This window comes from Caulobacter sp. 602-2, from assembly GCF_011043625.1.
Taxonomy (GTDB): Bacteria; Pseudomonadota; Alphaproteobacteria; order Caulobacterales; family Caulobacteraceae; genus Caulobacter.
Genome location: NZ_JAAKGT010000001.1, coordinates 229,905 through 255,389, shown reverse-complemented (window position 1 = coordinate 255,389; position 25,485 = coordinate 229,905). Strand labels below are relative to the sequence as shown.

Here is a 25,485-nt window from a genome sequence, read left to right as displayed (position 1 = left end):
TGACGGTTTCGTCCAAGGCCGCTGCTTCCCCTGCGCGACGAATGCGTTAAACCAGCCTCATGCCTCTCTCGGCGCCGCGCGACGCGGCCGTGATCGATATCGGCTCCAACTCGGTCCGCCTTGTGGTGTACCGGCTGGAAGGTCGCGCCATCTGGACCGTCTTCAACGAGAAGGTGCTGGCCGGCCTTGGCCGTGAGCTCGGCTCCAAGGGCCGCCTGGCGCCGGATGGCGTCGCTCAGACCCTGGCGGCGCTGAAGCGCTTCAAGGCGGTGCTGGAGGCCGTGCAGCCGGCCGAGACCTTCGTGGCCGCCACCGCCGCCGTGCGCGAGGCCAGCGACGGCGCCGAGTTCGTCCGGCGCGTGGCCGAAGAGACCGGCCTCACCATCCGCGTGCTCTCGGGCGAGGAAGAAGCTCGCTACGCCGCCCTGGGCGTGCTGGCCGGGGCGCCCGACGCCACCGGCGTGGTCGGCGACCTGGGCGGGGCCAGCCTTGAGCTGGTGCGGCTGGAGCCGACCGGCGCGGGCCAGGGCGTGACCCTGCCGCTGGGCCCGTTCAGCCTGGGCCTGACCGAAGGCTTCGACGCCGACCGCGTGAGGCGCCTGGCCGCCCTGCGCCTGGCCCCCGTGGCCGAGGTGTTCAAGGCCGACGCCTTCCACGCCGTCGGCGGCGCCTGGCGCAACCTGGCCCTGCTGCACATGCGCCTGTCCGGCTATCCGCTGCAGGTGGTGCACCAGTACGAGATCGGCCGCAGCGAGGCCCTGGAGGCCGCGCGCCTGGTCTCGCACCAGTCCAAGAGTTCGCTTGAGCGCATCGAGGGGATGTCCAAGAAGCGCATCGAGACCCTGCCCTACGCCGCCGTGGTGCTGGAGAGCCTGATCGAGCGCCTGGACCTCAAGCGCATCGAGATCTCGGCCTTCGGCGTACGCGAGGGCCTGCTGTTCGAAGCCATGGCGCCGCGCGTGCGGGGCCTGGACCCGCTGATCGAGGGCTGCGCCTCGCTGACGGCCCGCCAGGGCGTGGCCGACGACCTGGGCGTGGCGCTGCAGGCCTGGCTGGAGCCGGCCTTCGGCAAGCTGGAAAGCCTGTTCGACGGCCGCGACGCGGTGCTGGTCGCCGCCGCCTGCCGGCTGGCCGACCTGGGCGCGCGCCTGCACCCCGACCATCGCGCCGACCTCGTCTTCGAGCAGGTGCTGCGCGCCCCGATCGCCGGCCAGACCCACGTCGAGCGCGCCTTCCTGGCCGCCGCCGCCTTCGCCCGCCATTCGACGCCGTTCAACCCGCCCGAGATGGACGTGTTGGAGCGCCTGCTGACCCCTGCCCGCCTCAAGCGCGCCCGGGCCCTGGGCGCGGCCATTCGCCTTGGCTGCGACCTGTCGGGCCGCAGCCCGGCCCTCCTGTCGCGCTCGCGGCTGGCGATCGAGAAGTCCGACGTGCAGCTGTCGGCCGAGCCCGGCTATGCGGCGCTGCTGCTGGGCGAGCAGACCGCCAAGCGCGCCAGCACCCTGGCCCAGGTCCTGGGGCTGAAGCTGAAGGTCCTGCCGCTGTAGCCGAGCAGGCTCCGCGACAGCGCGCCGCAGGCGAACGACGTTCTCCCAGCATGGTTTGTTAGCCACGCACGCCGAAGCTTCTCCTCCTCAGCACGGGGAGAAAACCGACATGCAGAAGCAAGTCGCCTTAGACGTCCAAGACACCATCGACGCCGCCTCGCAGGCGCCGGCGCGGCCCCAGGTGGTCCGCCTGGCCGGCGCTTCAGCCAAGCCGGTGGAAAGCCCGGCCAGGCGGCTGCAGAGCGATGTCGCCGCCGCCTTCGGGGCCAGGCAGGGATGGTCGGTGCGGCGCACGGTGGTGCTGGGGGCGGCCTATCACGCCGTGATCCTGTCGGCCCTGTTCATGGCGGCCTTCGAGACCTTCACCCACGTCGCCGGCTAGGCGGCTTCCTCGCCGCCGAGCACGCGCACCAGCACGGCGTAGAGCGCGGTCACCTCGAACGGCTTTTCCACGAAGTCCTGCATGCCGGCGGCGCGGCAGGCGGCGATGTCGCCGTCGGTCACGGCGCCGGTGACGGCGATCACCGGGGTGGCGCGGTTGCGGCCCTCGGCCCGCAGGCGACGGGTGGTGTCCAGGCCGTCGAGGCCGGGCATGTTGACGTCCATCAGGATGGCGTCGAAGCGGGTCTCGCCGGCCAGCAGCAGGGCCGTCTCGCCGTCGGGGGCCAGGGTCACCGCCAGTCCGAAGGCTTCCAGCACCTGGGCCAGGGTGCGGCGGTTGATCTCGTGATCGTCGACGACCAGCACGGCCGTCGCATCGGAGAAGCCGTCGGCCGAGGCGTCCAGCGGCTCGGGCGTCGGCGGCTCCTCGCCCGCCGGGGCCGGCAGGGTCAGGACGAAGCGCGCGCCGCTTCCCTCGGCCGATTCCGCCGTCAGGTCGCCGCCCATCAGGCGCGAGAGATCGCGGCTGATGGCCAGGCCAAGCCCGGTGCCGCCGAAGGTTCTGGCCGTGTCGGCGCCCAGCTGGTCATAGGCCGTGAACAACCGCGCCAGCTGCTCGGGGCCAAGGCCAGGACCGGTGTCGGTGACCGCCAGCGTCAGCACCAGGCCGCCCTCGGTCCGCGCGGCCATGGTCAGCGCCACGCAGACCCGGCCCTCGGGCGTGAACTTGATGGCGTTGGACAGCAGGTTGTTGAGCACCTGGCGCAGGCGCACCGGGTCGCCCTTGATCCAGCGCGGCAGATGACGCCCGCCGGTGAAGCGCAGGGCAAGGCCCTTGTCCCGCGCCTCGGCCCGCCAGAACCGCAGGGTGTCGCAGATCACGGTGCGGGGCGAGAAATCGATCAGCTCGACACTCATGCGGCCCGCCTCGATCTTCGACAGGTCGAGCAGGTCGTTGAGCAGGGCCCGCATCATCACGCCGGCGTCGGCGATCAGGTCGGCCTTGGCCTTGGCCTGACCGCCGGTTCCGCGGGCGATCTCGCCGGCCCCGGCCAGGATGGCGCTGAGCGGCGTGCGCAGTTCGTGGCTGACCATGGCGACGAAGGCGCTCTTGGCGGCGTCGGCGGCCACGGCCTGCTCGCGGCGGATCTCGGCGGCGGCGCGGGCCTCGCGCTCGGCCAGCAGGGTCTGGCGCGACCAGCCGAAGACCAGCGAGGTGACCAGCACCATAAGCCCGCTGCCGATCAGGAAGGCCTTCACGCCGACGTCTTCGTGGTTGCCGGCCAGGATGGGCGAAGCGAACAGATAGCCCAGATGGGGCGTGGCGGTGACCGCGAAGGCCAGCCGCGAGCCCTTGGCGCCCATCAGGGCGGTCATCACCGAGCCGGCCAGCAACAGGGCGCCGCCGGCCGCGCCGGCCGGCAGGCCCGTCCGCCACAGCGGCACCGCCAGCCAGCCGAACGCGACGGCCAGCAGGAAATCGGCGCCCAGGCAGGCGAGCACCCAGCGGTGCGGATTTCCGTCGAAGGCGCGCAGGGCGAGGGCCTGAAGACCTTGCGCCGCAAGACAGGCCAGCGCCCAGGGCATCATGAAGGAGAACCGCGGCGCCAGGCCGATCGCCGCACAGACCATCGCGATGACGAAAAGCCGCAGCGGAATCTGCTGCCGCAGGGCCTTGGCGGGCCTTGCATAATTACGCGCGGCCCTGACCAGCCACGGATCCTGTTCCGCGTACGCCAACTCGACCCAATTCCCCAGTCTTCGGCCGTCCCCACAGCCGATTACCCCCGCGACGCTTATAGCGCCCGGAGGTCAACAATCGTTTTTCAAAACATGTCGGCCACAAGACGGCTGTGCCGTCTTGCACAAAAGGCGGCGCCTGAACTTGGCGCTCGGGGCCTCGGCGGCGCAACCCTCTTTTGAGTCGCGCCGCCGACAGACCAGGGATCAGGCCGGACGCGGGGTCCGGCGAACTTCGACGACGCGGACCTTGATCCCGTCGAGCACCAGGGCCAGTTCGCCCCGCTTGATCTTCAGGGCGTCGCTGCCGAACGCCTCGCGACGCCAGCCCTGCAGAGCGGGCGTATCGGCCTCGTCGTCGGCCGCGATCTTCTCGAGGTCCGAAACGGTGGCGATCAGCTTGGACGCCACGCCGGCTTCCTCGGCGCGGGCTTTCAGCAACACCTTCAGCAGCTCGACCACGGCGCCGGCCGAAGGCGGCGGCGGCGGGCCGGGCTTGTCGACCACAGGGGCGTAGCCCTCGGGATCGGCCAGGGCGGCCTTGATCGCGGCGATCAGGTCGGGACCGAACTTGCTGCCGCCAAAGCCCTTGGGCACGCCGCGCAGGGTGTTGAGCCCTTCCAGCGAGGTCGGGGCCTGGGTGGCCAGCTCGTCGATGGCCTCGTCCTTGAGGATGCGGCCGCGCGGCTGGTCACGCTGCTGGGCGGTGCGCTCGCGCCAGGCCGAGACCGACTTGAAGACGGCCAGGTACTTGGCTTGCGTCTTGCGCGGACGCAGACGGCGCCAGGCCTTCTCCGGGTCGACATCGTAGGCGGCCGGATCGCTCAGAGCCTTCATCTCCTCCTCGACCCAGGCCAGGCGGCCTGATTCCTGGAGGCGATCGCGCAGCACCGGGAACAGGCGCGCCAGGTGCGTCACGTCGGCCAGGGCGTAAGCCAGCTGGGCGTCGGTCAGCGGGCGGCGCGCCCAGTCGGTGAAGCGGCTCGACTTGTCGATCTCGATCTTCAGCATCTGACGCACCAGGGCGTCATAGGCGATCTGCTCGCCGAAACCCGCGGCCATGCCGGCCACCTGGGTGTCGAACAGAGGCGTAGGCATCGCCTTCAGATTATTGAAGATTTCGACATCCTGACGCGCAGCGTGGAACACCTTCAAGAGGGTCTCGTCGCGCATCAGCTCGAGCAGCGGCTCGAGGTTGATGCCCTCGGCCAGCGGGTCGATCACCGCGTCGGAAACGGGCGAAGCGACCTGGATCAGGCAGAGCTTGGGCCAATAGGTGGTCTCGCGCATGAACTCGGTGTCCACGGCGATGAAGGGCTGCCCCTTCAAACCATTACAGAACTCCGCCAGCTCGGCGGTGGTGGTGATCGGCGTCATCGGCTGCTAATAGCCTCGCGCACCCCCGAGTCTGCAAGCGTCAAGCGTTGCGGAGCAGCCACTTTTCTGTCCCAAAGCGCCCCGGAAGGGTCGCAAGAGGGCCTGGAACCACAGATGAGCGACCCGATGAGCGATCCGAAGACCGACCAAGCCGGCGGCCTGACCTACGCCCAGGCGGGCGTGGACATCGATGCCGGCAACGCCCTCGTCGACGCGATCAAGCCGCTGGCCAAGGCGACTCGCCGTCCGGGCGCGGAAGCCAGCCTGGGCGGCTTCGGCGCGCTGTTCGACCTCAAGGCCGCCGGCTACGAGGACGCCCTGCTGGTGACCACCACCGACGGCGTCGGCACCAAGCTGCGCATCGCGATCGACGCGGGCATGCACGCCACGGTCGGCATCGACCTGGTGGCCATGTGCGTCAACGACCTGCTGGCCCAGGGCGCCGAGCCGCTGATGTTCCTGGACTACTTCGCCACCGGCAAGCTCGACGTCGAGACCGCCAAGAGCGTGGTCGCCGGCATCGCCGAGGGCTGCAAGCTGGCCGGCGCGGCCCTGGTGGGCGGCGAGACCGCCGAGATGCCGGGCATGTACGGCGACGGCGAATACGACCTGGCCGGCTTCTCGGTCGGCGCGGTCGAGCGTGACGGCGTCCTGCCCAAGCTGGACAAGCAGCGCGCCGGCGACGTGATCATCGGCATCGGCTCGTCGGGCCCGCACTCGAACGGCTACTCGCTGGTGCGCCGCGTGGTCGAACGCTCGGGCCTCGCCTGGGACGCCCCCTGCCCCTTCGAGGACGGCAAGACCCTGGCCGAGGCCCTGATGGCCCCGACCCGCATCTATGTGAAGTCGATCCTGCCGCTGCTGCAGTCGGGCCGGGTCAAGGGCGGCGCCCACATCACCGGCGGCGGCCTGATCGAGAACCCGCCGCGCTGCATCGCCGAGGGCCTCGTTCCCGAGTTCGACTGGAACGCCTGGCCCCTGCCGCCCGTGTTCGAATGGCTGCAGGAAGTCGGCCAGATCGACGCCCACGAGCTGCGCCGCACCTTCAACTGCGGCGTCGGCTTCATCCTGATCGTCGCCCAGAGCGACGTGGAGCCGGTGCTGGCCGCCCTGCTGAACGCCGGCGAAGACGCGTTTGTCTGCGGTCAGCTGGCCAAGGCGTGATGACGGCGAAGACCAAGGTCGCCGCCCTGATCTCGGGCCGGGGCTCCAACATGGAAGCCCTGGTCCGCGCCGCCCAGGACCCGGACTGTCCGTTCGAGATCGCGCTGGTGCTGGCCAACAAGGCCGACGCCGGCGGTCTTGCCACGGCTGAAGCCGCCGGGATCGAGGCGCTGTGCGTTCCGAGCAAGCCCTTCGGCAAGGACCGCGAGGCCCATGAGCGCGCGGTCGACGGCGCCTTGCGCGAACGCGGTATCCAGGTGATCGCCCTGGCCGGCTACATGCGGATCCTGACCCCGTTCCTGGTCGACGCCTGGGAAGGCCGGATGCTGAACATCCACCCGTCCCTGCTGCCCAAGTATCCGGGCCTGGACACCCACGCCCGCGCCATCGCGGCGGGCGAGGCCGAGGCCGGCTGCACCGTGCATCTGGTCACGGCCGGCGTGGACGAAGGCCCGATCCTGGGCCAGGCGCGCGTGGCGATCGAGCCCGGCGACGACGACCATGCCCTGGCGGCGCGGGTTCTGGTGGAAGAGCACAAGCTCTATCCGGCGGTGCTGGCGGCGTTCGTCCGGGAACTCTGAGGCTCAGTCCGCCAGAGGCCCCTTGCGGTCGCGGTCCACGCCGTAGAGCCCGTCCGGATCCGCCACGCGCCTCGCCTCGCACGCCTTCCAGGCGGCGTCCCAGTCCATCTCCTCGCTGAGCGCGCCGTCCTGCCCGTACAGCCGCCAGATGGGCAGAGCGGACGCCACGGAATTATGGACCGCCTCTTCCAGCGTGAGGAACCAGGCGCTGTCCATGCCGATCGCCCCCTCGCCCCCGTCGTCGCCCGTCCAGACAAGGCCCCACGGGTTGGTCGGGCCGAAGCCCTGCTCGCAATAGGCGATGGCCACCTTGGAACGGGCCAGGTCCTCGACGACGTTCCAGCAGACGTATTGCTGGCCGGGTTCGCCATAGTCCCAGTCGCGCAGGATCGGCCGGGGTTCGACGAGCAGGCTCCTGACGTGATCCCTGACCCTGGGGTCGGCGATCGCCTCCAGTTCGCGCTCCACAAGCCCGCTCAGACGCTTGGCGTCGATCATTCCTGCGCTCCAAAACAAAAAGGCCGGCGGGTCGCCCCGCCGGCCTTTTCATAACCTAAAGCTCGAAAGCCTTAGCCGACGATGTCGGCGTCGGTGAAGAACTGGGCGATTTCGATGCCGGCGTTCTCGAGGCTGTCCGAACCGTGGACCGAGTTTTCGCCGATCGACAGGGCGAACAGCTTGCGGATGGTGCCTTCGGCGGCGTTGTCCGGGTTGGTGGCGCCCATGACTTCACGGTACTTGGCCACGGCGCCTTCGGCTTCCAGGACCTGCACGACGACCGGCTCGGCGGTCATCTGGGCGACGAGTTCACCGTAGAACGGGCGCTCGGCGTGCACTTCGTAGAACTTCTTGGCCTGAGCTTCGGTCAGGTGGACGCGGCGCTGAGCGACGATGCGCAGACCAGCTTCCTCGATCACGGCGTTGATCTTGCCGGTGATGTTGCGGCGGGTCGCGTCGGGCTTCAGGATCGAGAAGGTACGTTCGGTCATTCCGAAAATCTCACAGAGAAAGTTTGTGAATTGGGAGGTTGCGGGCTTATAGCCGGGCGCCTCCTCCCCGCCAACCCCGCGTTCCCAACATGCTTCAGATCAACGACCTTACTTTCGACGCCTGGGGACGCCGGTTCTTCGACAAGGCCACCGTCAGCCTGCCCCCGGGCGCGAAAGTGGGCCTGATCGGCCGCAACGGCGTGGGCAAGTCGACGCTGTTCAAGCTGATCCTGGGCCAGCTGGTCGCCGCGGGCGACGAGATCAGCCTGCCCAAGAACGCCCGCATCGGTTCGGTCGACCAGGAGCACCCGGCCACGCCCGTCAGCCTGCTCGACACGGTGCTGGAGGCGGACGAGGAGCGACACGCCCTCACGACCCGCCTGGAAACCGCCGATCCGGAGGAGATGGGCGAGATCTGGGGCCGGCTGATCGAGATCGACGCCGACAGCGCCCCGTCGCGGGCCTCCGAAATCCTGGCCGGCCTGGGCTTCTCCCAGGAAGACCTGCAGCGCCCGATGAGCGAATTCTCGGGCGGCTGGCGCATGCGCGTGGCCCTGGCCGCGGCCCTGTTCGCCGAGCCCGACATGCTGCTGCTGGACGAACCGACCAACTATCTCGACCTGGAAGGCGCGCTCTGGCTGGAGGCGCGCCTCAAGAAGTATCCGCACACCGCCCTGATCGTCAGCCACGACCGCGAACTGCTCAACAACAGCTGCACGCACATGCTGCACCTGGCCGGCGGCAAGCTGGAGCTCTACACCGGCGGCTACGACGACTTCGAAAAGCGCCGCGCCGAGAAGGCCCGCCTGCAACTGTCGGCCAAGGCCAAGCAGGACGCCGAGCGCGCCCACCTGCAGGCCTTCGTCGACCGCTTCAAGGCCAAGGCCTCCAAGGCCGCCCAGGCCCAGTCGCGGATGAAGCGCCTGGCAAAGATGGAACCGGTGGCGACCACGATCGAGGAGCGCGTCGCGCCCTTCACCCTGCCCTCGCCGCCCAAGCCGCTGGCCCCGCCGCTGATCCGGCTGGAAAAGGCCAATGTGGGCTACGAGGCCGGCCGCGCGATCCTGAAGAACCTCAACCTGCGCATGGACCTGGACGACCGCATCGGCCTGCTGGGCGTCAACGGCGCGGGCAAGTCGACCTTCGCAAAGATGATCGCCGGCGCGCTGACCGTTCAGACCGGCGAACTGCACCGCGACAAGAAGATGAAGGTCGGCTGGTTCCACCAGCACCAGATCGAGGCGATGGATCCCAAGGACACGCCGCTGGAGATCGTCCGCCGGGCGATGCCGGACGCCAGCGAATCCTCGCGCCGATCGCGCCTGGCCCAGTGGGGCCTGAACTTCGACAAGCAGGACACCACCGTCGCCAACCTGTCGGGCGGCGAGCGCGCGCGCCTGCTGCTGAACCTTGTGGCCATGGACGCGCCGCACGTCCTGATCCTCGACGAGCCGACCAACCACCTCGACATCGACAGCCGCCGGGCCCTGCTCGACGCGCTGAACGACTACGAGGGCGCGGTGCTCCTGATCACCCACGACCGCTCGCTGATGGAACTGGTGGCCGACCGCTTGTGGCTGGCCGCCGACGGCAAGGTGGTTCCGTTCGACGGCGACATGGACGACTACGCCAAGTTCGTGCTCGACCGGGCCAAGCAGGCGGTGAAGCCCACCCAGGTGGCGCGCGAGCCGGCCAAACCCGTGGCCTCGGCCCCGGCGAGCAAGAAGGTCGCCGTCGAGCCCCTGCGCCGCAAGGTCGAGGCCGCCGAGCAGGTGATGAACCGCAAGACCCGCGACCTGGCCGAACTGGAAGCCCAGCTGGCCGACCCGCAACTCTATGTGAAGACGCCGGCCAAGGTGCCGGAGCTGGAAAAGCGCCGCGACAACGCCAAGGCCAAGCTCGACGAGGCCGAAGCCGCGTGGATGGAGCTGGCCGAGCAGCTGGCCGAGGCCGAGGGTTAAGAGCGCCGCCCCGCCCCAAAACACCTCTCCCATCGGGAGAGGTTGAAAACGGCTCACTCTCGGTAAACGCCAGTAAACCAAGAGATTTAGCCGTTCCGACAGACCTTCGGGCCTATCAATGCGGCCATGACCGCAGCCCTTTCCAGCCGCAACCACGTCGTCGCCAACCCCGAAGGGTTGTCGGCCGCCGCCGTGCTGGAAGCCTTCGCGACCTGGCTCGACCAGCGCCTGGCCGAGGCCACTCGGCTTGAGATGGACCTGGCCTTCCGCGACCGTCCGTTCGACGTCGAGATCGGCCGCACGCCCGCCCTGGTGGGCTGGGAGCACCGCTATCTGGCCCCGGGCGCCGCGGCCCCCAAGGGCAAGATGTGGACCGTCTACCGCCTGCATGACCAGACCGGCCGCCCCAGCGAACTGGCCACGGCTCGCGCCCAGGCCGACAAGCTGGAAGACCTGACGCCGCTGCTGGGCGAGCTGGGCTATCTCGGCGTCTTCGACGGCGAAGCGGCGATGTTCCCGGGCCTGGGCAAGCGCTAGCCCCCTCCGGCTCTTCGGGCCACCTCCCCCAGAGGGGGAGGATCTGGAGCAGCGGGCCTCTCCCTATCTGAGCGGGGTCAGGGTCACCGAGGTGACTTCCGCCGCGCCGTCGGACTTGAGGATCAGCACGTTGGTTCCCGCCAGCAGGGTCACGGCTCCGCCCGTGCGCACCGGTGCGCCTGCGTTGGCCGAAACCGTCATCGGCCCCTGCCCCTGGATCTTCACGTCATAGGTTCCGGCGCGGTCCGCCGTCACCGTGTAGCGCAACCATTCGCCGGCGGTGAAATCGGTGACACTCTTGCCGCCGGGGGCGATGTCGACGCCGTCGTTGCGGCCCGTACGACCGTTGTTCCAGAGCGTGCGTTCGCCGCCAGTGGCGACGTGGTAGTTGGCCGCGTCCTTGTCCCAGTAGGCCTTGCCGATGACGCCGAGGTCGTAGTCGACGGCGGCGATGGTCGCCCCCTTGGCGGTGATCTTGTGCGGCTTGAACGGCCGGGGCGTAGCGTCGTGCGGCTGGCGCAGCATGGCGTCGACGACGTCGGGATGAGCGGTGTTGTTCTCGAACCGCACGTCGTGCGAGGCCAGCCTCATCAGCACCGCATAGGCCTTGTCGGCCGAGACCGGGGTCTTGGCCTCGCCCGTCAGCGTGGCGACGACGGCGTCGTAGTCGGGGCCGACCTCCACCTGCAGGGGCTGGTTGAAGCCGATCTTCTTCAGCGGCCAGAAGGCCCAGCCGATCCCATGGCCTTCCACCAGGCGAATGGCGTCGGCGAACCAGACGTTGGAGTTCTCGCCCGACTCGCCCAGCCACAGCGGCAGGCCGGTCTCGCTCCGCAGCTTCAGGAACGGTTCGAGCGCGGCCTCGTCATTGCGGTTCCAGTACTTGTGGAACGACAGGGCCATGTTGCCGTCCCAGCGCTTGCCCATGCCCTTGTAGTTGTTGCCCCAGCAGTTGCCCTCGATGATCACCAGGTGGCGCTGGTCGACCTGCCGGATAGCCGCGGTGATGCGGCGCTGGAAGTCCCAGAGCAGGTCCTGTTTCTCATCGCCGCAGCCGTTCTTCATGGCGGGCTTGTCGAAGTCCCAGTTGGGCTCGTTGAGCACGTCATAGGCGGCGATGGCCGGCTCGTCCCTGTAGCGTTCGGCCAGCTTCTTCCAGAGGGCGATGGTCTTGCGCTGGTTCTCGGGGCTCTCCCACAGCGAGGGCTTGGAAGGATCGCGGTCGGAGATGGCCAGGTCGTTGCCCTGCCCGCCTGGCGCGGCGTGCAGGTCAAGGATCAGGTGCATGCCGGCGGCCTTGGTCCAGGCCAGCAGGTCGTCGATGCGGCGAAAGCCGTCCTCCTTCCAGGTGTCGGCGCCGGGAACGGGCTCCTGGTCGGCCGGCAGGGTCAGAAGGGCGTAGTGCATCGGCAGGCGCACCGAATTGAAGCCGGCGGCGGCCATGTAGTCGATGTCGGCCTTGGTGGTGTGATTGTCGAGCCAGGCGGTATGGATCGCCGCCTCACGCTCCGGCCCGACCAGGGCGGCGATCTTGCCGCGGATCACGTGCTCCTGCCCCAGCTTGGACAGGCGCAGCATGTAGCCCTCCTGCAGCATCCAACCGCCCAGGCCCATGCCCCGCAGGATCACCGGCGCGCCGGTCTCGTCGACGATGCGGTCGCCGTCGGCCTTCAGCCATTGCGGGCCGGGCGGCGGCGGCGGCGTGTCGGCTGCGAAGGCGTTGGAAACGGCGGCCAGCGAGACGGCCGCGGCCAGGACGGCGGCGAACTTCATGCTCAAACTCCCCAGGCGCGCGCGGCTGGTTGGGAGGCGCCGCGACGTCGCGCGGAGACTTGGCCCGGGGACTTGGATTCCGTCTAGATGGACTCCGCATTTGTCCATGAGGACAAATGGTTAGGGGGAAATGCTCAGCACCCTAAATCGTCATCCCGGCCGTAGCGAAGCGGAGAGCCGGGACCCAGGGGCGGCACGCAATGCGACGACCGCCGCAAACCTTATCGCCGAGCCCAGTCCCCCTGGGTCCCGGATAAGCGCTCCGCGCTTTCCGGGATGACGATGGGGTTAGAGCGAAGCCCTCAGCCGCACTTCACCTGCTGCACGACGCCCGTATCGGGGTTGAACAGGATGTTCAGGCGGTCGGCGCGGTAGTCCATGGTCACCGGGCAGGTGGTGCAGGCCACGCGCCAGCGGGAGGGATCGACCGGCGCCGGAAGCTCGGTGCGGTTCTTGCCGACGAACGCTTGCGCGTCCTTGAGACCGCACTGGTCCTTTTCAGGTTCGGGCGGCTTGGGCAGGGCGATGGCCGGCGGGGCCACCGGGGTTTCGGGCGGCGGCGGCGGCGCGGGTTCGGGCGTGCTGGTCGAGCAGGCCGCCAGGACCATGGTCGCACCCAGAACCATCAGGAGCCGCTTCATGCCTTCTTCTCCCATCCGCGTTCGGCCTGCTGCCAGTAGGACACCGGGTGGCCGGCGGCCTTGAACGCCTTCCAACGACCCCGCGCCAGCCGCAGGGCCTCTTCGTCACGGCCGTCGAACAGCAGGATGCAGCGCGCAAAATCGCTGAGATCCCCCGGCTCGGCGCCGTCGAGCAGGAACAACGCATCGCCGCCGTTCGGGTTGTCCAGCGCGGTGCTCAGCAGCACCGGCTGGCGCTCGGCCAGCGGCTCCTCGGCCAGGCCGTGCGGCAGGAAGCTGTCGTCCCGGAAGGTCCAGAGGTGGGCGTCCAGCGCGTTGAGGCGCGCCGGATCCCCTCCCCTGACCAGGGCCTTCCAGCCGCGCCCCAGGGTCTTCTCCAGAAGCTCGGGCAGCACCTGCTCGGCGCTGCTTCGCTCCAGGTGGTAGAACCAGATTTCGCAGGGCGCGGCCGACATAAGCGGGCTCAGCCCTCGTAGGCGTCGGCGACGAGGCGGTTGAGCAGGCGCACGCCGAAGCCCACGGCGCCGTCCGGCACGGTCGGATCGGACGAGCCCTTGCGCCAGGCGGTCGAGGCGATGTCGAGGTGAGCCCACGGCACGCCGTTGACGAAGCGCTGCAGGAACAGGCCCGCCGTGATCGAGCCCGCCGGACGGCCGCCGATGTTCTTCATGTCGGCGATCGGGCTTTCGATCTGCTTCTCGTACGAGGCCGGCAGCGGCAGGCGCCACAGCGGCTCGCGCTCGGCCTTGCCGGCGGCCAGCAGCTTGTCGGACAGGCCGTCGTTGTTGCTGAACAGGCCCGCATAGTCGTTGCCCAGCGAGATGATGATCGCGCCGGTCAGGGTGGCCAGATCGATCATGAACTTCGGCTTGAAGCGGTCCTGCGTGTACCAGAGGGCGTCGGCCAGCACGAGGCGGCCTTCGGCGTCGGTGTTGATGACCTCGATGGTCTGGCCCGACATCGAGGTGACGACGTCGCCGGGGCGCTGGGCGTTGCCGTCGGGCATGTTCTCGACGAGGCCCAGCACGCCGATGGCGTTGACCTTGGCCTTGCGGCCGGCCAGGGCGTGCATGACGCCGGCCACGGCGGCCGCGCCGCCCATGTCCCACTTCATGTCTTCCATGCCCTCGGCGGGCTTGATCGAGATGCCGCCGGTGTCGAAGCAGACGCCCTTGCCGACGAAGGCGATCGGCTGGGCCGACTTGTCGGCCGCGCCGTACCACTTGGCCACGACCAGCTGGCTTTCACGGACGCTGCCCTGGCCGACGCCCAGCAGGCTGCCCATGCCCAGCGCGGCCATTTCCTTCTCGCCGAGGATCTCGACTTCCAGGCCCAGGTTCTCCAGACCCTTCACGCGGGCGGCGAACTCTTCCGGGTGCAGGATGTTGGCCGGTTCGGAGACGAGGTCGCGGCTGAACAGGATGGCGTCGGCGATCGGCTCCAGCGCGTCGAACGCCTTCTGGGCCTTGGCCGGATCGGCGGCGGCGACCTTGATCGTGGCGACCGAGGGCTTCTTCTCGGCCTTCTCGGTGGTGCGATACTTGTCGAAGCGGTAGGCGGCCAGCTTGGCGCCGAAGGCGACGCGGGCGGCGGTCTCGGCGTCGCCGCCGAGCTTGAGCAGCAGCTCGGTCACGCCCGAGGTCTTCACCGCGTTGTAGGCGTGGGCGGCGGCGATCTCGACCGTCTCGGGCTCGACGACGCCGGAACCATCGACGCCGATCACCACCACGCGGGCGGCGTCGAGGCCGGCCGGGGCGACGATGTCGAGGACCTGGCCCTTGGCGCCGATGAAGCGGCCGCCGGCCGCGGCGCGGGCGATCGCGCCGCCGGCGGCGTCGTTGACGGCCTTGGCTTCGGGCGAAAGGGCCGCCGCCTCGTAGGCGAGAACCGCGAGAGCGGCGGTGGCGCCGGCCTGGCTGTCGGCGGGGACGAACTCGATACGCATGGAGCGCTCCTGGGAAGCGGAAGGTCCGATCGCGGCGCGGCCTCAAGAAGGCCGCGATCCGACGCGACAGGACGTGAACGCCCGGCATAGTCCATGCCGAACCTTGGGAAAAGACCGTCGCCGTTCACAGCCCCGTCACGCCGTCCCACATGATGTCTTCGGTTGTGCCAAGCCGAGCCAGACGTGTAGAACACGCCAACGCCGGGGTTCGCCGCGCGAATCCGTGAAGCCCCCGAAACCACCCCCTGCATGCGCCTGATCGAACGCTATCTCTTCCGACAGCTGGTCGGGCCGACCATCCTGGCCACCGCGGCCCTGGCGGCGCTGGCGCTGCTGGCCCGCAGCCTGTCGGAATTCGACATCCTGGTCGAACAACGCCAGACGGCGCTGATCTTCGCCAAGATGATCCTGCTGGCCCTGCCGCAGCTGCTGAACATCATCATGCCGGTGGCGCTGTTCGTGGCCGCCCTGGTGGCGCTGAACCGTCTGCATACCGAGCAGGAGATCGTCGTCTGCTTCGCCGGCGGCATGAGTCGCTGGCGGGTGATCTCGCCGGCCATCCGGCTGTCGGTGTTCGCCGCCCTGATCTCGCTGGCGCTGGGTCTCTGGGCCCAGCCGTGGTCGGCCCGCCTGATCCGCGAGACGGCCTTCGACATGAAGACCGACCTGGCCTCGACCCTGGTGCGGCCCGGCGAGTTCACCGAGCCCGGACCCGGCCTGACGGTCTACGCCCAGACCATCGACCGCGACAACCTGATCAAGAACCTGTTCATCCACCAGGAAAAGCCCAACGGCGGCTCGGTCACCTACACGGCGCGCGAGGGCGTGATCGCCAAGCGCAACGACCTGCCGGTGCTGATCATGCGCAAGGGCTCCAACCAGGAGTTCTCCAGCGCGGGCGTGCTGAACTACCTGTCGTTCGAGGAATACGTCTTCGACCTGTCGACGCTGTTCCAGAGCGACGAGCTGCTGCACTACAAGATCGCCGACCGCTATCCGCACGAGCTGTTCTTCCCCGACCTGACCCAGGACTGGGAGCAGCACAACCGCGTGAAGATGCTGGCCGAGGGCCATTCGCGCCTGGCCAGCCCGCTCTACAACATCGCCATGATGGCCATGGCCCTGGCGGCCGTGATCGGCGGCTCGTTCAGCCGCATGGGCTATGGCAAGCGGATCGCCGCCGTCGGCGCGGCCGCGGCCGTGGTGCGGATCATGGGCTTCGGCGTTCAGGCCGCCTGCGACGACCAGGCGTGGCTGAACATCCTGCAGTACGCCGTGCCGATCGCCGCCACCTGGTGGGGCCTGGCCCAGATCTTCCGCCAGAAGGTCCAGCGCTACGTGCCGATCGGCCAAAGCGGGCTGCAGCCGCTGGGAGCCGCGTCGTGATCGGCCCCGGAATGATCGAGCGCTACGTCCTGCGCAAGACGCTGGCCTCGCTGGGCGCGGCCCTGGCGGTGCTGGGCGCGCTGGTGATGCTGATCGCCTTCGTCGACATCACCCGCAACGTCGGCACCCGCTCGGAAGACGCCGGCTTTGGCCAGCTGCTGTACCTGACGGTGCTGCAGGCGCCGGCGACCCTGCTGACCCTGACGCCGTTCATGTTCCTGTTCGGCACCCTGGGCGCCTTCGTGGGCCTGAACCGCCGCAGCGAGCTGATCGCCATGCGCGCGGCGGGCGTCTCGGCCTGGCGCTTCATCCTGCCGGCGGCCTTCGCGGCCTTCGCCATGGGGATCGTCACCGTCACCCTGCTCAACCCGCTGACCTCGGCGATGAGCGCGCGGTTCGAAACCGAGCGCGACGCCCTGCTGGCCGGCTATCTCAAGAACGCCCCCAAGGGCGCCTGGCTGCGCCAGGGCGACGACAAGCGCCAGATCGTCATCCGCGCCCGCATGCGCGACACCGTCGACGGCGCGGTGCGCCTGCGCGGCGTCTCGTTCTTCGTCTACGACGTCAAGCCGGACGGCAGCCTGGTCTTCACCCGTCGCTACGAGGCGGCCGAGGCCCGCCTGGAGCCCGGCTTCTGGCGCCTGACGGGCGTCAGCGAGGCCACGCCCGGCGCCGGGGCCCTGCGCTCGGAAAGCGCCTCGGTGCCGTCGGACCTCGACGAGCGCACGGCGGCCGACCGCTTCAAGAACCCGCAGGCCGTCGCGTTCTGGCGCCTGCCCGAGACCATCGCCCGCACGGAAGCCGCCGGCTTCTCGGCGACGCCCTTCAAGATGCGCCTGCAGCAGATGCTGGCCACGCCGCTGCTGTTCGCGGCGATGTCGGTGCTGGCGGCCGCGTTCTCGCTGCGCCTGATGCGCCTGGGCGGCCTTGCGGCGCTCGCGGGCTCTGGCGTCGCGCTCGGCTTTGGCTTCTTCTTCTTCAACGAACTGTGCGGCGCGCTGGGCAAGGCCGACGTCCTGGGGCCGGTCCTGGCCGCCTGGACGCCTCCCGTCGCGGCGCTTTTGGCGGGGCTGACCCTGCTTTGCTATACCGAGGATGGTTGAGTCTGTGACGCCGGCATCGAGGCCCCTGATGATCGATCTAAGCCCAGCGCCGGGCGCGGCGGTTCGCAAGCTGCTGATGGCCGGCGTCGCCTGGCTGGCCGTGGCCGGCGCCAGCGGCGTCGCGCACGCCCAGCAATCGCTCGCCACCATTCCGCAGGTTCCGGCGACGCCGGCGGCGGCGGACGACGGTCTGGGCGCCGACGGCTACTACCTGGAATCCGACCTGCTGATCCGCGACGACGCGTCCAAGAAGATGACGGCGCGCGGCTCGGTCGAGGTGCGCTACCAGGGCCGCACCCTGCGCGCCCAGGAGGTGATCTACGACACCACCACCGGCGTCGTGACCGCCCATGGCAAGGTTTCGCTGATCAACGCCGACGGCACGGCCCAGTTCGCCGACGACCTGACGCTGGACAAGGACATGCGCGCGGGCTTCGCGCGCAACTTCTCCACGCGCATGGACCAGAACGTGAAGATCGCCGCGGCGACCGCGATCCGTCGCAACGAGCAGGTCACCGAGCTGAACCAGGCGATCTACACGCCCTGCGACGTCTGCGCCGAAAAGCCGACGCCCACCTGGTCGATCGAGGCCGACAAGGTGGTGCAGGATAAGAACCGCCAGATCGTCTACTACCACGGCGCCAAGATCCGCCTGTGGGGCGCGCCGCTGCTGTATCTGCCGCTGTTCTGGCACCCCGACCCGCAGGCGCCGCGCAGCTCGGGCTTCCTGACGCCGAAGGTGGGCCTGTCGCAGCGACGCGGCCTCTCCTACCAGCAGCCCTACCTGCAGGTGATCTCGCCGTCCCAGGACGTGATCATCAGCCCGCAGATCAACACGAAGGTGAACCCCTTCCTCAACGTCAATTACCGCAAGCGCTTCTACTCGGGCATGCTCGAGGCGCGCATGGGCGGGACGTACGAGAAGGAGTTCGACAACCGGGGCAACCGCTTCGGCGACGCTACAACCCGCAGCTACATCCTGGCCAAGGGCGCGTTCGACATCAACGACAAGTGGACCTGGGGCTTCAGCGCCGAGCGCGCCTCCGACGCCCTGATCTTCGACAAGTACGACATCAACGACGTCTATGAGCAGCGCGGTCTGTTCACCAGCGAAGACCGCCGCCTGACCTCGCAGATCTACACCTCGCGTCAGGACGCCCGTTCCTGGCTGTCGATCTCGGCCGTCTCGGTTCAAGGCCTGCGCGTGGTCGGCACCGACGCCAACACCGGCATCGGCAACAAGTTCGAGAACAGCGGCGCCTTCCCGGTGATCGGGCCGCTCGTCGAGGGCCGCTGGGAACCGGAATCGCCGGTGCTGTTCGGCCGCCTGCGGCTGCAGGGCTCGGGCGTGATGCTGAGCCGCTCGGAATCGCAGTTCGGCGAAGCCCCCTACTACGGCACCATCGCCGCCTACGGGCACCAGGAAGGCGTCGACAGCGTCCGCGGCAGCGTCCAGGCCGACTGGCGCGCCAGCGCCGTGGTCGGGCCTGGCCTGCGCGTCCAGCCGTTCGCTCAGGCGCGCGCCGACGCCTACAAGATCAAGGGCATCTACCTGACGACCGAGGCCTTGGCCGCCGGCGACGACGCCTCGGTCAACTACTCGCGCACCATGGGCGTGGCCGGCGTCGACCTGAGCCTGCCGCTCTACAAGGGCCTGAAGGGCGGCGGCAGCGTCGTCCTCGAGCCGCTGGTGCAGATCGCCACCGGCTCGGACAGCTCCAGCGTACCCGTGGTGGTCGCTCGCAATGGCGCCGTGACCTACCTCTACAACGAGGACAGCTCGGCCTTCGAATTCGACGAAACCAACCTGTTCCGCTCCAACAAGTCGCCGGGCTTCGACCTCTACGAGGGCGGCACCCGCATGAACGTGGGCGGCCGGGCGACCTTCAACACCGCCGACGGCCGCGGCGGCAGCGTCCTGGTGGGCCGCAGCTTCCGCACCGAGTACGACCCGCTGCTGCCCTCGCGCACGGGCCTGAGCGAGAAGTCCTCCGACTGGATCGTGGCGGCCACGGTGACGCCGGTGCGCGGCATCAACGCCTATGTGCGTACGCGCCTGGACTCCGACACCACCAAGATCAATCGCCTGGAAACCGGCGTCGACGCCTACACCCAGCGCCTGCAGGGCTCGTTCCGCTACCTGAAGGACAATGTCGACTCCAACGGCGAGCGGCAGGAAAACTTCGAAACCCGCGGCCAACTGCAGCTGACCAAGAAGTGGGCCCTGACGGCGCTCGGCCAGCTCGACCTGGTGGCCGAGACCTGGCGTCGCCGCGACATCGGCGTGGCCTATACGGACGATTGCATCCGCATCGACATCATCTACCAACAGGAAGACCGCTATAGCTCTACGGTGACGGGCCTCAGGCTCCAACCTGACCGCTCGGTCGTCGTGCGCCTAACCCTCGCCACATTGGGCGATACAGGGTACAGCGACTAAAACATCCAACGTCCGGGGGGACGTGCGGGCGTCCGCACGCGTCCCCGTGACGCATCGAGGCGCGGCCGCTCACGGTCTACCGGAAGGTCGTCGCGCCACTGAGGCTGAAATCGAGGCCGGCCGACAAAGCCGGGCTCCAGAGGAAACGACACTATCCATGCGGTCTGCGCGTAGCGTGACGACTTTCGCGGCCAGCGCCGCGTCCATCCTCGCCCTGACCGTGGCGGGTCTTCCCGCCCAGGCCCGTCAGGCCGCGCCCGTGGTCGACGCCCCGCCGGCGGCCGCCGAGCCTCGCGCCAATCCGCTGTCGGAAAGCGTCGCGGCCGTGGTCAACGACGACATCATCTCGTCCTACGACCTGATGCAGCGCATGCGCCTGCTGATGGTGACCTCGGGCCTGCAGCCGACCCAGGAAAACCTGCCCCAGCTGGAGCAGGAGGCGCTTCGTTCGCTGATCGACGAGCACGTGCAGATGCAGGAACTGCGTCGCGTCGAGAAGGAACAGAAGATCACGATCATCTCGACCGACAAGGAAGTCGACGAGGAGATCGCCAACATCGCCCAGGGCAACCGCATGAGCGCCGAGCAGCTGCTTGGCCAGCTGGCCGCCCAGGGCGTCAGCGCCGACACCTGGCGCACCCAGATCCGCGCCGAGACCAGCTGGCAGAACTGGATCAGCGGCCGCTACGGCTCGCGCCTGCGCATCGGCGAAGACCAGATCAAGGCCTTCCAGCGCCGCCAGGCGGAATCGGCCAGCAAGCCGCAGTACCAGGTCAGCGAAGTGTTCATCGACGCCATCCGCGTCGGCGGCGCCGAGGTGGCCCTGAACGGCGCCCGCCAGCTGGTGGCCCAGATGCAGCAGGGCGCGCCGTTCGCGGCCGTGGCCCGCCAGTTCTCGGCCGCCTCGACGGCGGCCAACGGCGGCGACGCCGGCTGGGTCAGCCCCGGCGAGATGCCGTCCGAAGTCGACGCGGCCCTGGAGCAACTGCGCCCCGGCCAGCTGTCGGCCCCGATCCCGGTCAAGGACGGCGTCTACATCGTCTATCTGCGCGACAAGCGCTCGGGCGCGAAGGCGACCCTGGTCGATCTCAAGCAGGTGGCCGTCGCCCTGCCCAAGGACGCGCCGGAAGCCGACGTGCAGGCCGCCACGGCCCTGCTGGCCGGCCTCAAGCCCCAGCTGACCAGCTGCCAGACGCTCGAAGCCGAAGCCGGCAAGGTGGCTGGCGTGGTGGCGGGCGACCTGGGTGAAGCCGAGATCGGCGACCTGGCCCCTTCGTTCCAGCAGGCCGCCAACACGCTGAACATCGGCCAGGTGTCGGACCCGATCCGCACCGACGCCGGCCTGCACCTGATCGCGGTGTGCGGCAAGCGCCAGTCGGGCGGCGGCGCCCCGAGCCACGACCAGATCGAAAACCGCCTTAAGGGTCAGCAACTTGCGCTGATCTCCAAACGTTACCTGCGAGACCTGCGCAACTCCGCCACCATCGAGACCCGGTGAAGACAGACACCCTGGCCCTGAGCGTCGGCGATCCCGCCGGCGTCGGGCCCGAAATCATCGCCAAGGCCTGGGCCGCCCTCCGCGAGAGCGGCCCGGTGTTCATGGCCGTCGGCGACCTGCAGAGCCTGGCCGCGGCCGGCGGCGGCGTAAAGGTCCGCCCCGTGACCGGTCCGGCCGAGGCGGCCCAGGTGTTCGCCGAGGCGCTGCCCGTCCTCGACATCCCGCTGCAGTCGCCCGTTGTCGCGGGCAAGCCCTCCAGCGTGCACGCGGCCCAGATCATCCGCTGCATCGAGACGGGCGTCGGCCTAGCCCTTTCGGGCGCCGTGGCGGGCCTGGTCACCGCGCCGATCGCCAAGGCGCCGCTGTACGAGGCCGGCTTCAAGTTTCCCGGACATACCGAGTTCCTCGCCGAACTGACCGCGCCCGTCCCGTACGAGGGCGCGCGGGGCCCGGTGATGATGCTGACCGCCGGCGACCTGCGCGCCACCCTGGTGACCATCCACCAGTCGGTGGGCAGCGTTCCGGCCTCGCTTTCGGTCGAGCGCATCGTCGAGGCGGGCCTGGTGACCGCCCAGGCCATGAAGAGCGACTTCGGGATCGCCGCCCCGCGCCTTGCCGTGGCCGCGCTGAACCCGCACGCCGGCGAAGGCGGGGCGCTGGGCCGCGAGGAGATCGAGACCATCATCCCGGCCGTCGAGGCCCTGCGTGAACGCGGCGTCGACGCCCGCGGCCCGGCGCCGGCCGACAGCCTGTTCCACGCCGACGCCCGCGCCGCCTACGACGCGGTGCTGTGCATGTATCACGACCAGGCCCTGATCCCGGTGAAGATGCTCGACTTCTGGGGTGGCGTGAACGTCACCCTGGGCCTGCCGATCGTGCGCACCTCGCCCGACCACGGGACCGGCTTCGACATCGCCGGCCGCGGGATCGCCCGTCCCGACAGCCTGATCGCCGCCATCCGCCTGGCCGCGGAGATCGCCGCGCGGCGCAGCGCCTAGAGACGGCTGGGCTTTCGCCGGTTTTGGCTCTAGAGGGAGGCGATGACGTCCCCTTCCCTCGCCGACCTGCCGCCGCTGCGTGAGGCGCTCGAGCGCCACGGCCTGCTGGCTCGCAAGAGCTTTGGCCAGCACTTCCTGCTCGACCTCAACATCACCCGCAAGATCGCGCGCCTGGCCGAGGTGGGCGAAGGCGACACCGTGATCGAGGTGGGCCCCGGCCCCGGCGGCCTGACCCGCGCCCTGCTGGAGACCGGCGCCAAGGTGGTGGCGGTCGAGAAGGACAGCCGCTTCCTGCCGCTGCTGGGCGAGCTGGCCGACGCCGCCGACGGCCGCCTGACCCTGGTCGAGGGCGACGCCCTGCGGGCCGACATGGCGGCCCTGGCCGAAGGCGGTCCGGCCCACATGGTCTCCAACCTGCCCTACAACGTCGGCACCCAGCTGCTGATCAACTGGCTGACGGGACCGTTCCGGCCGCTGTCGATGACCCTGATGTTCCAGAAGGAGGTCGCCGACCGCATCGCCGCCCGGGAGGACGACGACGCCTACGGACGCCTGGCGGTGCTGTCGCAGACCGTGTGCAGCGCCAAGGTGGTGATGGACCTGCCGGCCCGCGCCTTCACCCCGCCGCCCAAGGTGGCCTCGGCCGTGGCCCGCCTCGTCCCGCTGGATCCCGCGCCGGACAAGGCCCTGGTCTCGGCCCTGGAGCGGGTGACGGCCGCCGCCTTCGGCCAACGCCGCAAGATGCTGCGCTCCAGCCTCAAGCCCATCGGCGGCGGCGCGCTGTGCGAGGCGGCCGGCATCGATCCCGACGCCCGGGCCGAGACGATCCCGATCGAGGGCTTCCAGGCCCTGGCCGCGGCTCTGCTGAAGGCGTAGGTCGCCGCGACCACGGCTTGCAATCGCGCGCAGGTGGAGGAATCTTGACCACATGCAGCCCGCGACCGCGCAGCAACATCTCGTCCTGGTGGTCGACGACGACCCGCTGGTGACCGAGTTCGTCAAGTTCCGGCTGGAGGTGGAGGGCTTCGCGGTAGAGGTCGCCCACACCGCCGAGGACGCGCTGGCGGCCGCCCTGCGCCGCCCGCCGCACCTGTTCCTGCTGGACGTGACCATGCCAGAGATCAACGGCCTGACGCTGCTGCGCCGCCTGCGGGCGGAAAAGCGGTTGAAGACCGTGCCGGCCATCATGATAACCGCCTCGGCCGCCGGGGCGAACGTCAAGGCGGCCGCCGAGGCCGGCGCCGTCGGCTATGTCCTCAAGCCCTTCGCGGCCGACGACCTGCTGGCGCGGGTTCGGGCGGCGACCAAGAACCAGTCCCGCGTCTGGCTGTGACGCGTCCCCGGAGTGCCCCATGACGTCCCGCCCCCTGGCCCTGGTGATCGACGACGACACGCTGATGCTGGAGTTCGTGTCCGGGGCGCTGATTGACGGCGGCTTCGACGTCGAGACGGCCGAGGACGCCCAGCGTCTGCTGGCCGACGTGCAGGACCGCCACCCGGCGATCGTCTTCCTGGACGTGCGCATGCCGGGCGAAACGGGCATCGAGGTGCTGCGTCGCCTGCGGGTCAGCGACTGGGGTCGCGAGGTGCCGGTGGTGATCATGACCGGCGAGCGGCGGCTGGACCGCGTGGTCGAGGCCATGAGCGCGGGCGCGACGACCTACATGATGAAGCCGTTCACGCCGGTGCAGATCGTGCTGCGGGCCCGCGAACTGATCCAGCCGCGCGAGAGCGGCAGCTTTCACTACTGAGAGACTGATCCCTCTAGCTTGTCATCCCGGTCGCAGCGAAGCGGAGCGCCGGGATCTCCCAGGGCTGAACTCGTTGAACGGTGGGAGGTCCCGGCTCTACGGCGCTGCGCGCCTCCGGCCGGGATGACAATGCAGGGCGGGGCTCAGATGTCTTCGGCCAGCAGGTCGCCGACCAGATCGCCGATCCAGGGATTGCGCGAGCGCTTCTGGCGTTCGGCGTGGTAGATGTGGGCGAGGTCGGCATAGGCCTTGTCGAAGTCGTCGTTGAGCACGACGTAGTCGAACTTCTCCCAGGCGGCGACCTCGTCCTTGGCGCGCGACAGGCGCCGGGCGATGACTTCCTCGCTGTCCTGGCTGCGGGCGTGCAGACGACGGCTCATCTCGGCCAGGGACGGCGGCAGGATGTAGACCAGCACGCTGTCGGGACCGGCCTGCTCGTGCACCTTCATGGCGCCCTGGAAGTCGATGTCGAACAGCACGCTCTCGCCGCCCTCCAGCGCCTCCATGATCGGCGCCTTGGGGCTGCCGTAGAAGTTGCCGTAGACCTCGGCCCATTCGAAGAAGGCGTTCTGCTCGATCATCTCCTTGAACTTGTCCTTGGAGACGAAGTGGTAGTCACGGCCGTCGTGCTCGCCCGGGCGCGGCTCGCGGGTTGTGGCGCTGATCGACAGATGCAGGTCGCCATGGTCGGCCACCAGGCGGCGGGTCAGCGAGGTCTTGCCCACGCCCGAGGGGGCCACCACCATCAGGAGGAGGCCGCGGTGCTTGCGCCCGTGCTTTTCGGTCGGGTTATTCGACATTCTGAACCTGTTCGCGAAACTGTTCGATCGTGGCCTTGAGCTCGAGGCCGTGGGCCGTCAGCGCGGTCAGCGCCGACTTGCTGCAAAGGGTGTTGGCCTCGCGCATGAACTCCTGCGAGAGGAAATCCAGGCGGCGGCCAGAGGCGCCGTCGCTGGCCAGCAGGGTGCGCGCGGCGGCGACGTGGCCGGCCAGGCGGTCGAGCTCCTCGCGGACGTCGGCCTTGACCGCCAGGGCGGCGGCTTCCTGCAGGATGCGGTCCTGCGAGGCGCTTTCGCCCAGCAGTTCGGCCATGCGGCGCTCGAAGCGCTGCTTGAGGATGGCCGGCTGGCCCTCGGCCTCGGCGGCGGCCAGGCTCGTGAGTGTCTCGATGCGGTCGACCAGGCCCGACAGCACCGGCGAGAGCGAAGCGCCCTCCTCCAGCCGCGCGGCCTTCAGGCCGTCGAGGGCCTGGTGGATGCTGGCCGCGATGGCGGCTTCGAGGGCGGCTCGGGCCTCGGGGTCCTCGTCGTCCTCGCGAACCTCGATGACGCCGCGCAGGGCCAAGAGGCCGTCAAGGCTGGGCTTGCCGACCATGCCGGTGGCCACGTAAGGGCTGCCGGCCTTGAGGTAGCGTTCCAGCACCTCGACATTGACCTGCGGGGCGGCGGCGGCCTCGGCCTTGCGGGCCTGGACGCCGAGCGTCAGCTGGCCGCGCTGGAAGCGGGCCTGGGCGCCGTCGCGGGCGGCGCGGTCGAGGCTTTCCAGGCCCGGCGGGCCCCGGAAGCGGGTCTCGAGGTTGCGGCCGTTGACGCTGCGCGCCTCGACGGCCCAGCTCCAGTCGCCCAGAGCCCCCTCGACACGCGCGAACCCGGTCATGCCCGACAGCGCCATGG

24 protein-coding genes are annotated in these 25,485 nt (G+C 69.5%); 14 read left to right on the top strand and 10 right to left on the bottom strand.

The genetic code is table 11. From position 1 onward, the window contains the following. Window positions 1-59: 59 nt before the first annotated feature. Window positions 60-1,547 (top strand): Ppx/GppA phosphatase family protein, encoded by a 1,488-nt coding sequence (locus G5B46_RS01110; protein ID WP_165255327.1) that lies wholly within the window; start codon window positions 60-62, stop codon window positions 1,545-1,547. 109 nt (window positions 1,548-1,656) lie between these two features. Next, on the top strand, window positions 1,657-1,929 hold the full coding sequence (locus tag G5B46_RS01105) for a hypothetical protein (protein ID WP_165255325.1): 273 nt from the start codon (window positions 1,657-1,659) through the stop codon (window positions 1,927-1,929). Here the strand turns inward: G5B46_RS01105 and G5B46_RS01100 are convergent. Continuing rightward, complete coding sequence (locus G5B46_RS01100) at window positions 1,926-3,668, bottom strand: ATP-binding protein (RefSeq protein WP_240903283.1); 1,743 nt, start codon at window positions 3,666-3,668, stop codon at window positions 1,926-1,928. The two genes, G5B46_RS01105 and G5B46_RS01100, sit on opposite strands and share 4 nt — an antisense overlap. 207 nt (window positions 3,669-3,875) lie before the next feature. Beyond that, a complete protein-coding gene (gene rnd / locus G5B46_RS01095) occupies window positions 3,876-5,045 on the bottom strand; it encodes a ribonuclease D (protein WP_165255324.1) in 1,170 nt (389 codons plus the stop codon). A 126-nt stretch (window positions 5,046-5,171) separates the two neighbouring features. On the opposite strand from rnd, the gene purM reads away from it, so the two are divergent. Both purM and purN read left to right on the top strand, forming a co-directional pair. Next, on the top strand, window positions 5,172-6,209 hold the full coding sequence (gene purM, locus G5B46_RS01090) for a phosphoribosylformylglycinamidine cyclo-ligase (protein ID WP_165256460.1): 1,038 nt from the start codon (window positions 5,172-5,174) through the stop codon (window positions 6,207-6,209). Then, window positions 6,209-6,790, top strand: a complete 582-nt coding sequence (purN, locus tag G5B46_RS01085; protein ID WP_165255322.1) for a phosphoribosylglycinamide formyltransferase — start codon at window positions 6,209-6,211, stop codon at window positions 6,788-6,790. Before purM ends, purN begins: the two co-directional genes overlap by 1 nt. 3 nt (window positions 6,791-6,793) lie before the next feature. Here purN and G5B46_RS01080 read toward each other — a convergent pair whose 3' ends face one another. After that, window positions 6,794-7,288, bottom strand: coding sequence for a hypothetical protein (locus G5B46_RS01080; RefSeq protein WP_165255320.1), 495 nt, complete (start codon window positions 7,286-7,288; stop codon window positions 6,794-6,796). Window positions 7,289-7,359: 71 nt separating this feature from the next. After that, window positions 7,360-7,779, bottom strand: a complete 420-nt coding sequence (gene ndk, locus G5B46_RS01075; protein ID WP_058350417.1) for a nucleoside-diphosphate kinase — start codon at window positions 7,777-7,779, stop codon at window positions 7,360-7,362. A gap of 89 nt (window positions 7,780-7,868) precedes the next feature. On the opposite strand from ndk, the gene G5B46_RS01070 reads away from it, so the two are divergent. Next, the gene (locus G5B46_RS01070; RefSeq protein ID WP_165255318.1) at window positions 7,869-9,740 is read left to right on the top strand and encodes an ABC-F family ATP-binding cassette domain-containing protein; all 1,872 of its coding nucleotides are present in this window, start codon (window positions 7,869-7,871) and stop codon (window positions 9,738-9,740) included. 126 nt (window positions 9,741-9,866) lie between these two features. Continuing rightward, window positions 9,867-10,277, top strand: a complete 411-nt coding sequence (locus G5B46_RS01065) for a hypothetical protein (RefSeq protein WP_101717397.1) — start codon at window positions 9,867-9,869, stop codon at window positions 10,275-10,277. Between the two features lie 63 nt (window positions 10,278-10,340). Here G5B46_RS01065 and G5B46_RS01060 read toward each other — a convergent pair whose 3' ends face one another. The 4 genes from G5B46_RS01060 to G5B46_RS01045 all read right to left on the bottom strand — a co-directional run bounded on the left by G5B46_RS01060 (window position 10,341) and on the right by G5B46_RS01045 (window position 14,636). Beyond that, window positions 10,341-12,050 (bottom strand): cellulase family glycosylhydrolase, encoded by a 1,710-nt coding sequence (locus tag G5B46_RS01060; RefSeq protein WP_165255316.1) that lies wholly within the window; start codon window positions 12,048-12,050, stop codon window positions 10,341-10,343. A 302-nt stretch (window positions 12,051-12,352) separates the two neighbouring features. Further along, on the bottom strand, window positions 12,353-12,691 hold the full coding sequence (locus tag G5B46_RS01055; protein WP_165255315.1) for a peptidase inhibitor I78: 339 nt from the start codon (window positions 12,689-12,691) through the stop codon (window positions 12,353-12,355). Then, window positions 12,688-13,146: a DNA polymerase III subunit chi gene (locus G5B46_RS01050; RefSeq protein WP_165255313.1), complete on the bottom strand. Its 459-nt coding sequence runs from the start codon at window positions 13,144-13,146 to the stop codon at window positions 12,688-12,690. The genes G5B46_RS01055 and G5B46_RS01050 overlap by 4 nt, the downstream gene beginning before the upstream one ends. A gap of 8 nt (window positions 13,147-13,154) precedes the next feature. After that, window positions 13,155-14,636, bottom strand: a complete 1,482-nt coding sequence (locus G5B46_RS01045; protein WP_165255311.1) for a leucyl aminopeptidase — start codon at window positions 14,634-14,636, stop codon at window positions 13,155-13,157. Window positions 14,637-14,885: 249 nt separating this feature from the next. On the opposite strand from G5B46_RS01045, the gene lptF reads away from it, so the two are divergent. The 8 genes from lptF (at window position 14,886) to G5B46_RS01005 (ending at window position 23,812) form a co-directional block, all read left to right on the top strand. Further along, on the top strand, window positions 14,886-16,022 hold the full coding sequence (gene lptF / locus G5B46_RS01040; protein WP_165255309.1) for an LPS export ABC transporter permease LptF: 1,137 nt from the start codon (window positions 14,886-14,888) through the stop codon (window positions 16,020-16,022). After that, a complete protein-coding gene (gene lptG, locus G5B46_RS01035) occupies window positions 16,019-17,125 on the top strand; it encodes an LPS export ABC transporter permease LptG (protein WP_165255307.1) in 1,107 nt (368 codons plus the stop codon). Before lptF ends, lptG begins: the two co-directional genes overlap by 4 nt. Window positions 17,126-17,153: 28 nt before the next feature. Beyond that, window positions 17,154-19,565: an LPS-assembly protein LptD gene (locus G5B46_RS01030; protein ID WP_240903282.1), complete on the top strand. Its 2,412-nt coding sequence runs from the start codon at window positions 17,154-17,156 to the stop codon at window positions 19,563-19,565. A gap of 157 nt (window positions 19,566-19,722) precedes the next feature. Then, on the top strand, window positions 19,723-21,063 hold the full coding sequence (locus G5B46_RS01025) for a peptidylprolyl isomerase (protein WP_165255304.1): 1,341 nt from the start codon (window positions 19,723-19,725) through the stop codon (window positions 21,061-21,063). Then, window positions 21,060-22,061 (top strand): 4-hydroxythreonine-4-phosphate dehydrogenase PdxA, encoded by a 1,002-nt coding sequence (gene pdxA / locus G5B46_RS01020; RefSeq protein ID WP_165255302.1) that lies wholly within the window; start codon window positions 21,060-21,062, stop codon window positions 22,059-22,061. The genes G5B46_RS01025 and pdxA overlap by 4 nt, the downstream gene beginning before the upstream one ends. A 42-nt stretch (window positions 22,062-22,103) precedes the next feature. Beyond that, window positions 22,104-22,937: a 16S rRNA (adenine(1518)-N(6)/adenine(1519)-N(6))-dimethyltransferase RsmA gene (gene rsmA / locus G5B46_RS01015; protein ID WP_165255300.1), complete on the top strand. Its 834-nt coding sequence runs from the start codon at window positions 22,104-22,106 to the stop codon at window positions 22,935-22,937. Window positions 22,938-22,989: 52 nt separating this feature from the next. Continuing rightward, a complete protein-coding gene (locus G5B46_RS01010; RefSeq protein WP_165255298.1) occupies window positions 22,990-23,394 on the top strand; it encodes a response regulator in 405 nt (134 codons plus the stop codon). A 19-nt stretch (window positions 23,395-23,413) separates the two neighbouring features. Then, on the top strand, window positions 23,414-23,812 hold the full coding sequence (locus G5B46_RS01005; protein WP_165255296.1) for a response regulator: 399 nt from the start codon (window positions 23,414-23,416) through the stop codon (window positions 23,810-23,812). A gap of 143 nt (window positions 23,813-23,955) precedes the next feature. On the opposite strand, the gene gmk is transcribed toward G5B46_RS01005, so the two are convergent. Both gmk and G5B46_RS00995 read right to left on the bottom strand, forming a co-directional pair. Next, entirely contained in the window at window positions 23,956-24,612 is a 657-nt protein-coding gene (gmk, locus tag G5B46_RS01000) for a guanylate kinase (protein ID WP_165255294.1), read from the bottom strand. Further along, entirely contained in the window at window positions 24,602-25,483 is an 882-nt protein-coding gene (locus tag G5B46_RS00995) for a YicC/YloC family endoribonuclease (protein WP_165255293.1), read from the bottom strand. Before G5B46_RS00995 ends, gmk begins: the two co-directional genes overlap by 11 nt. Between the last annotated feature and the right edge of the window lie 2 nt (window positions 25,484-25,485).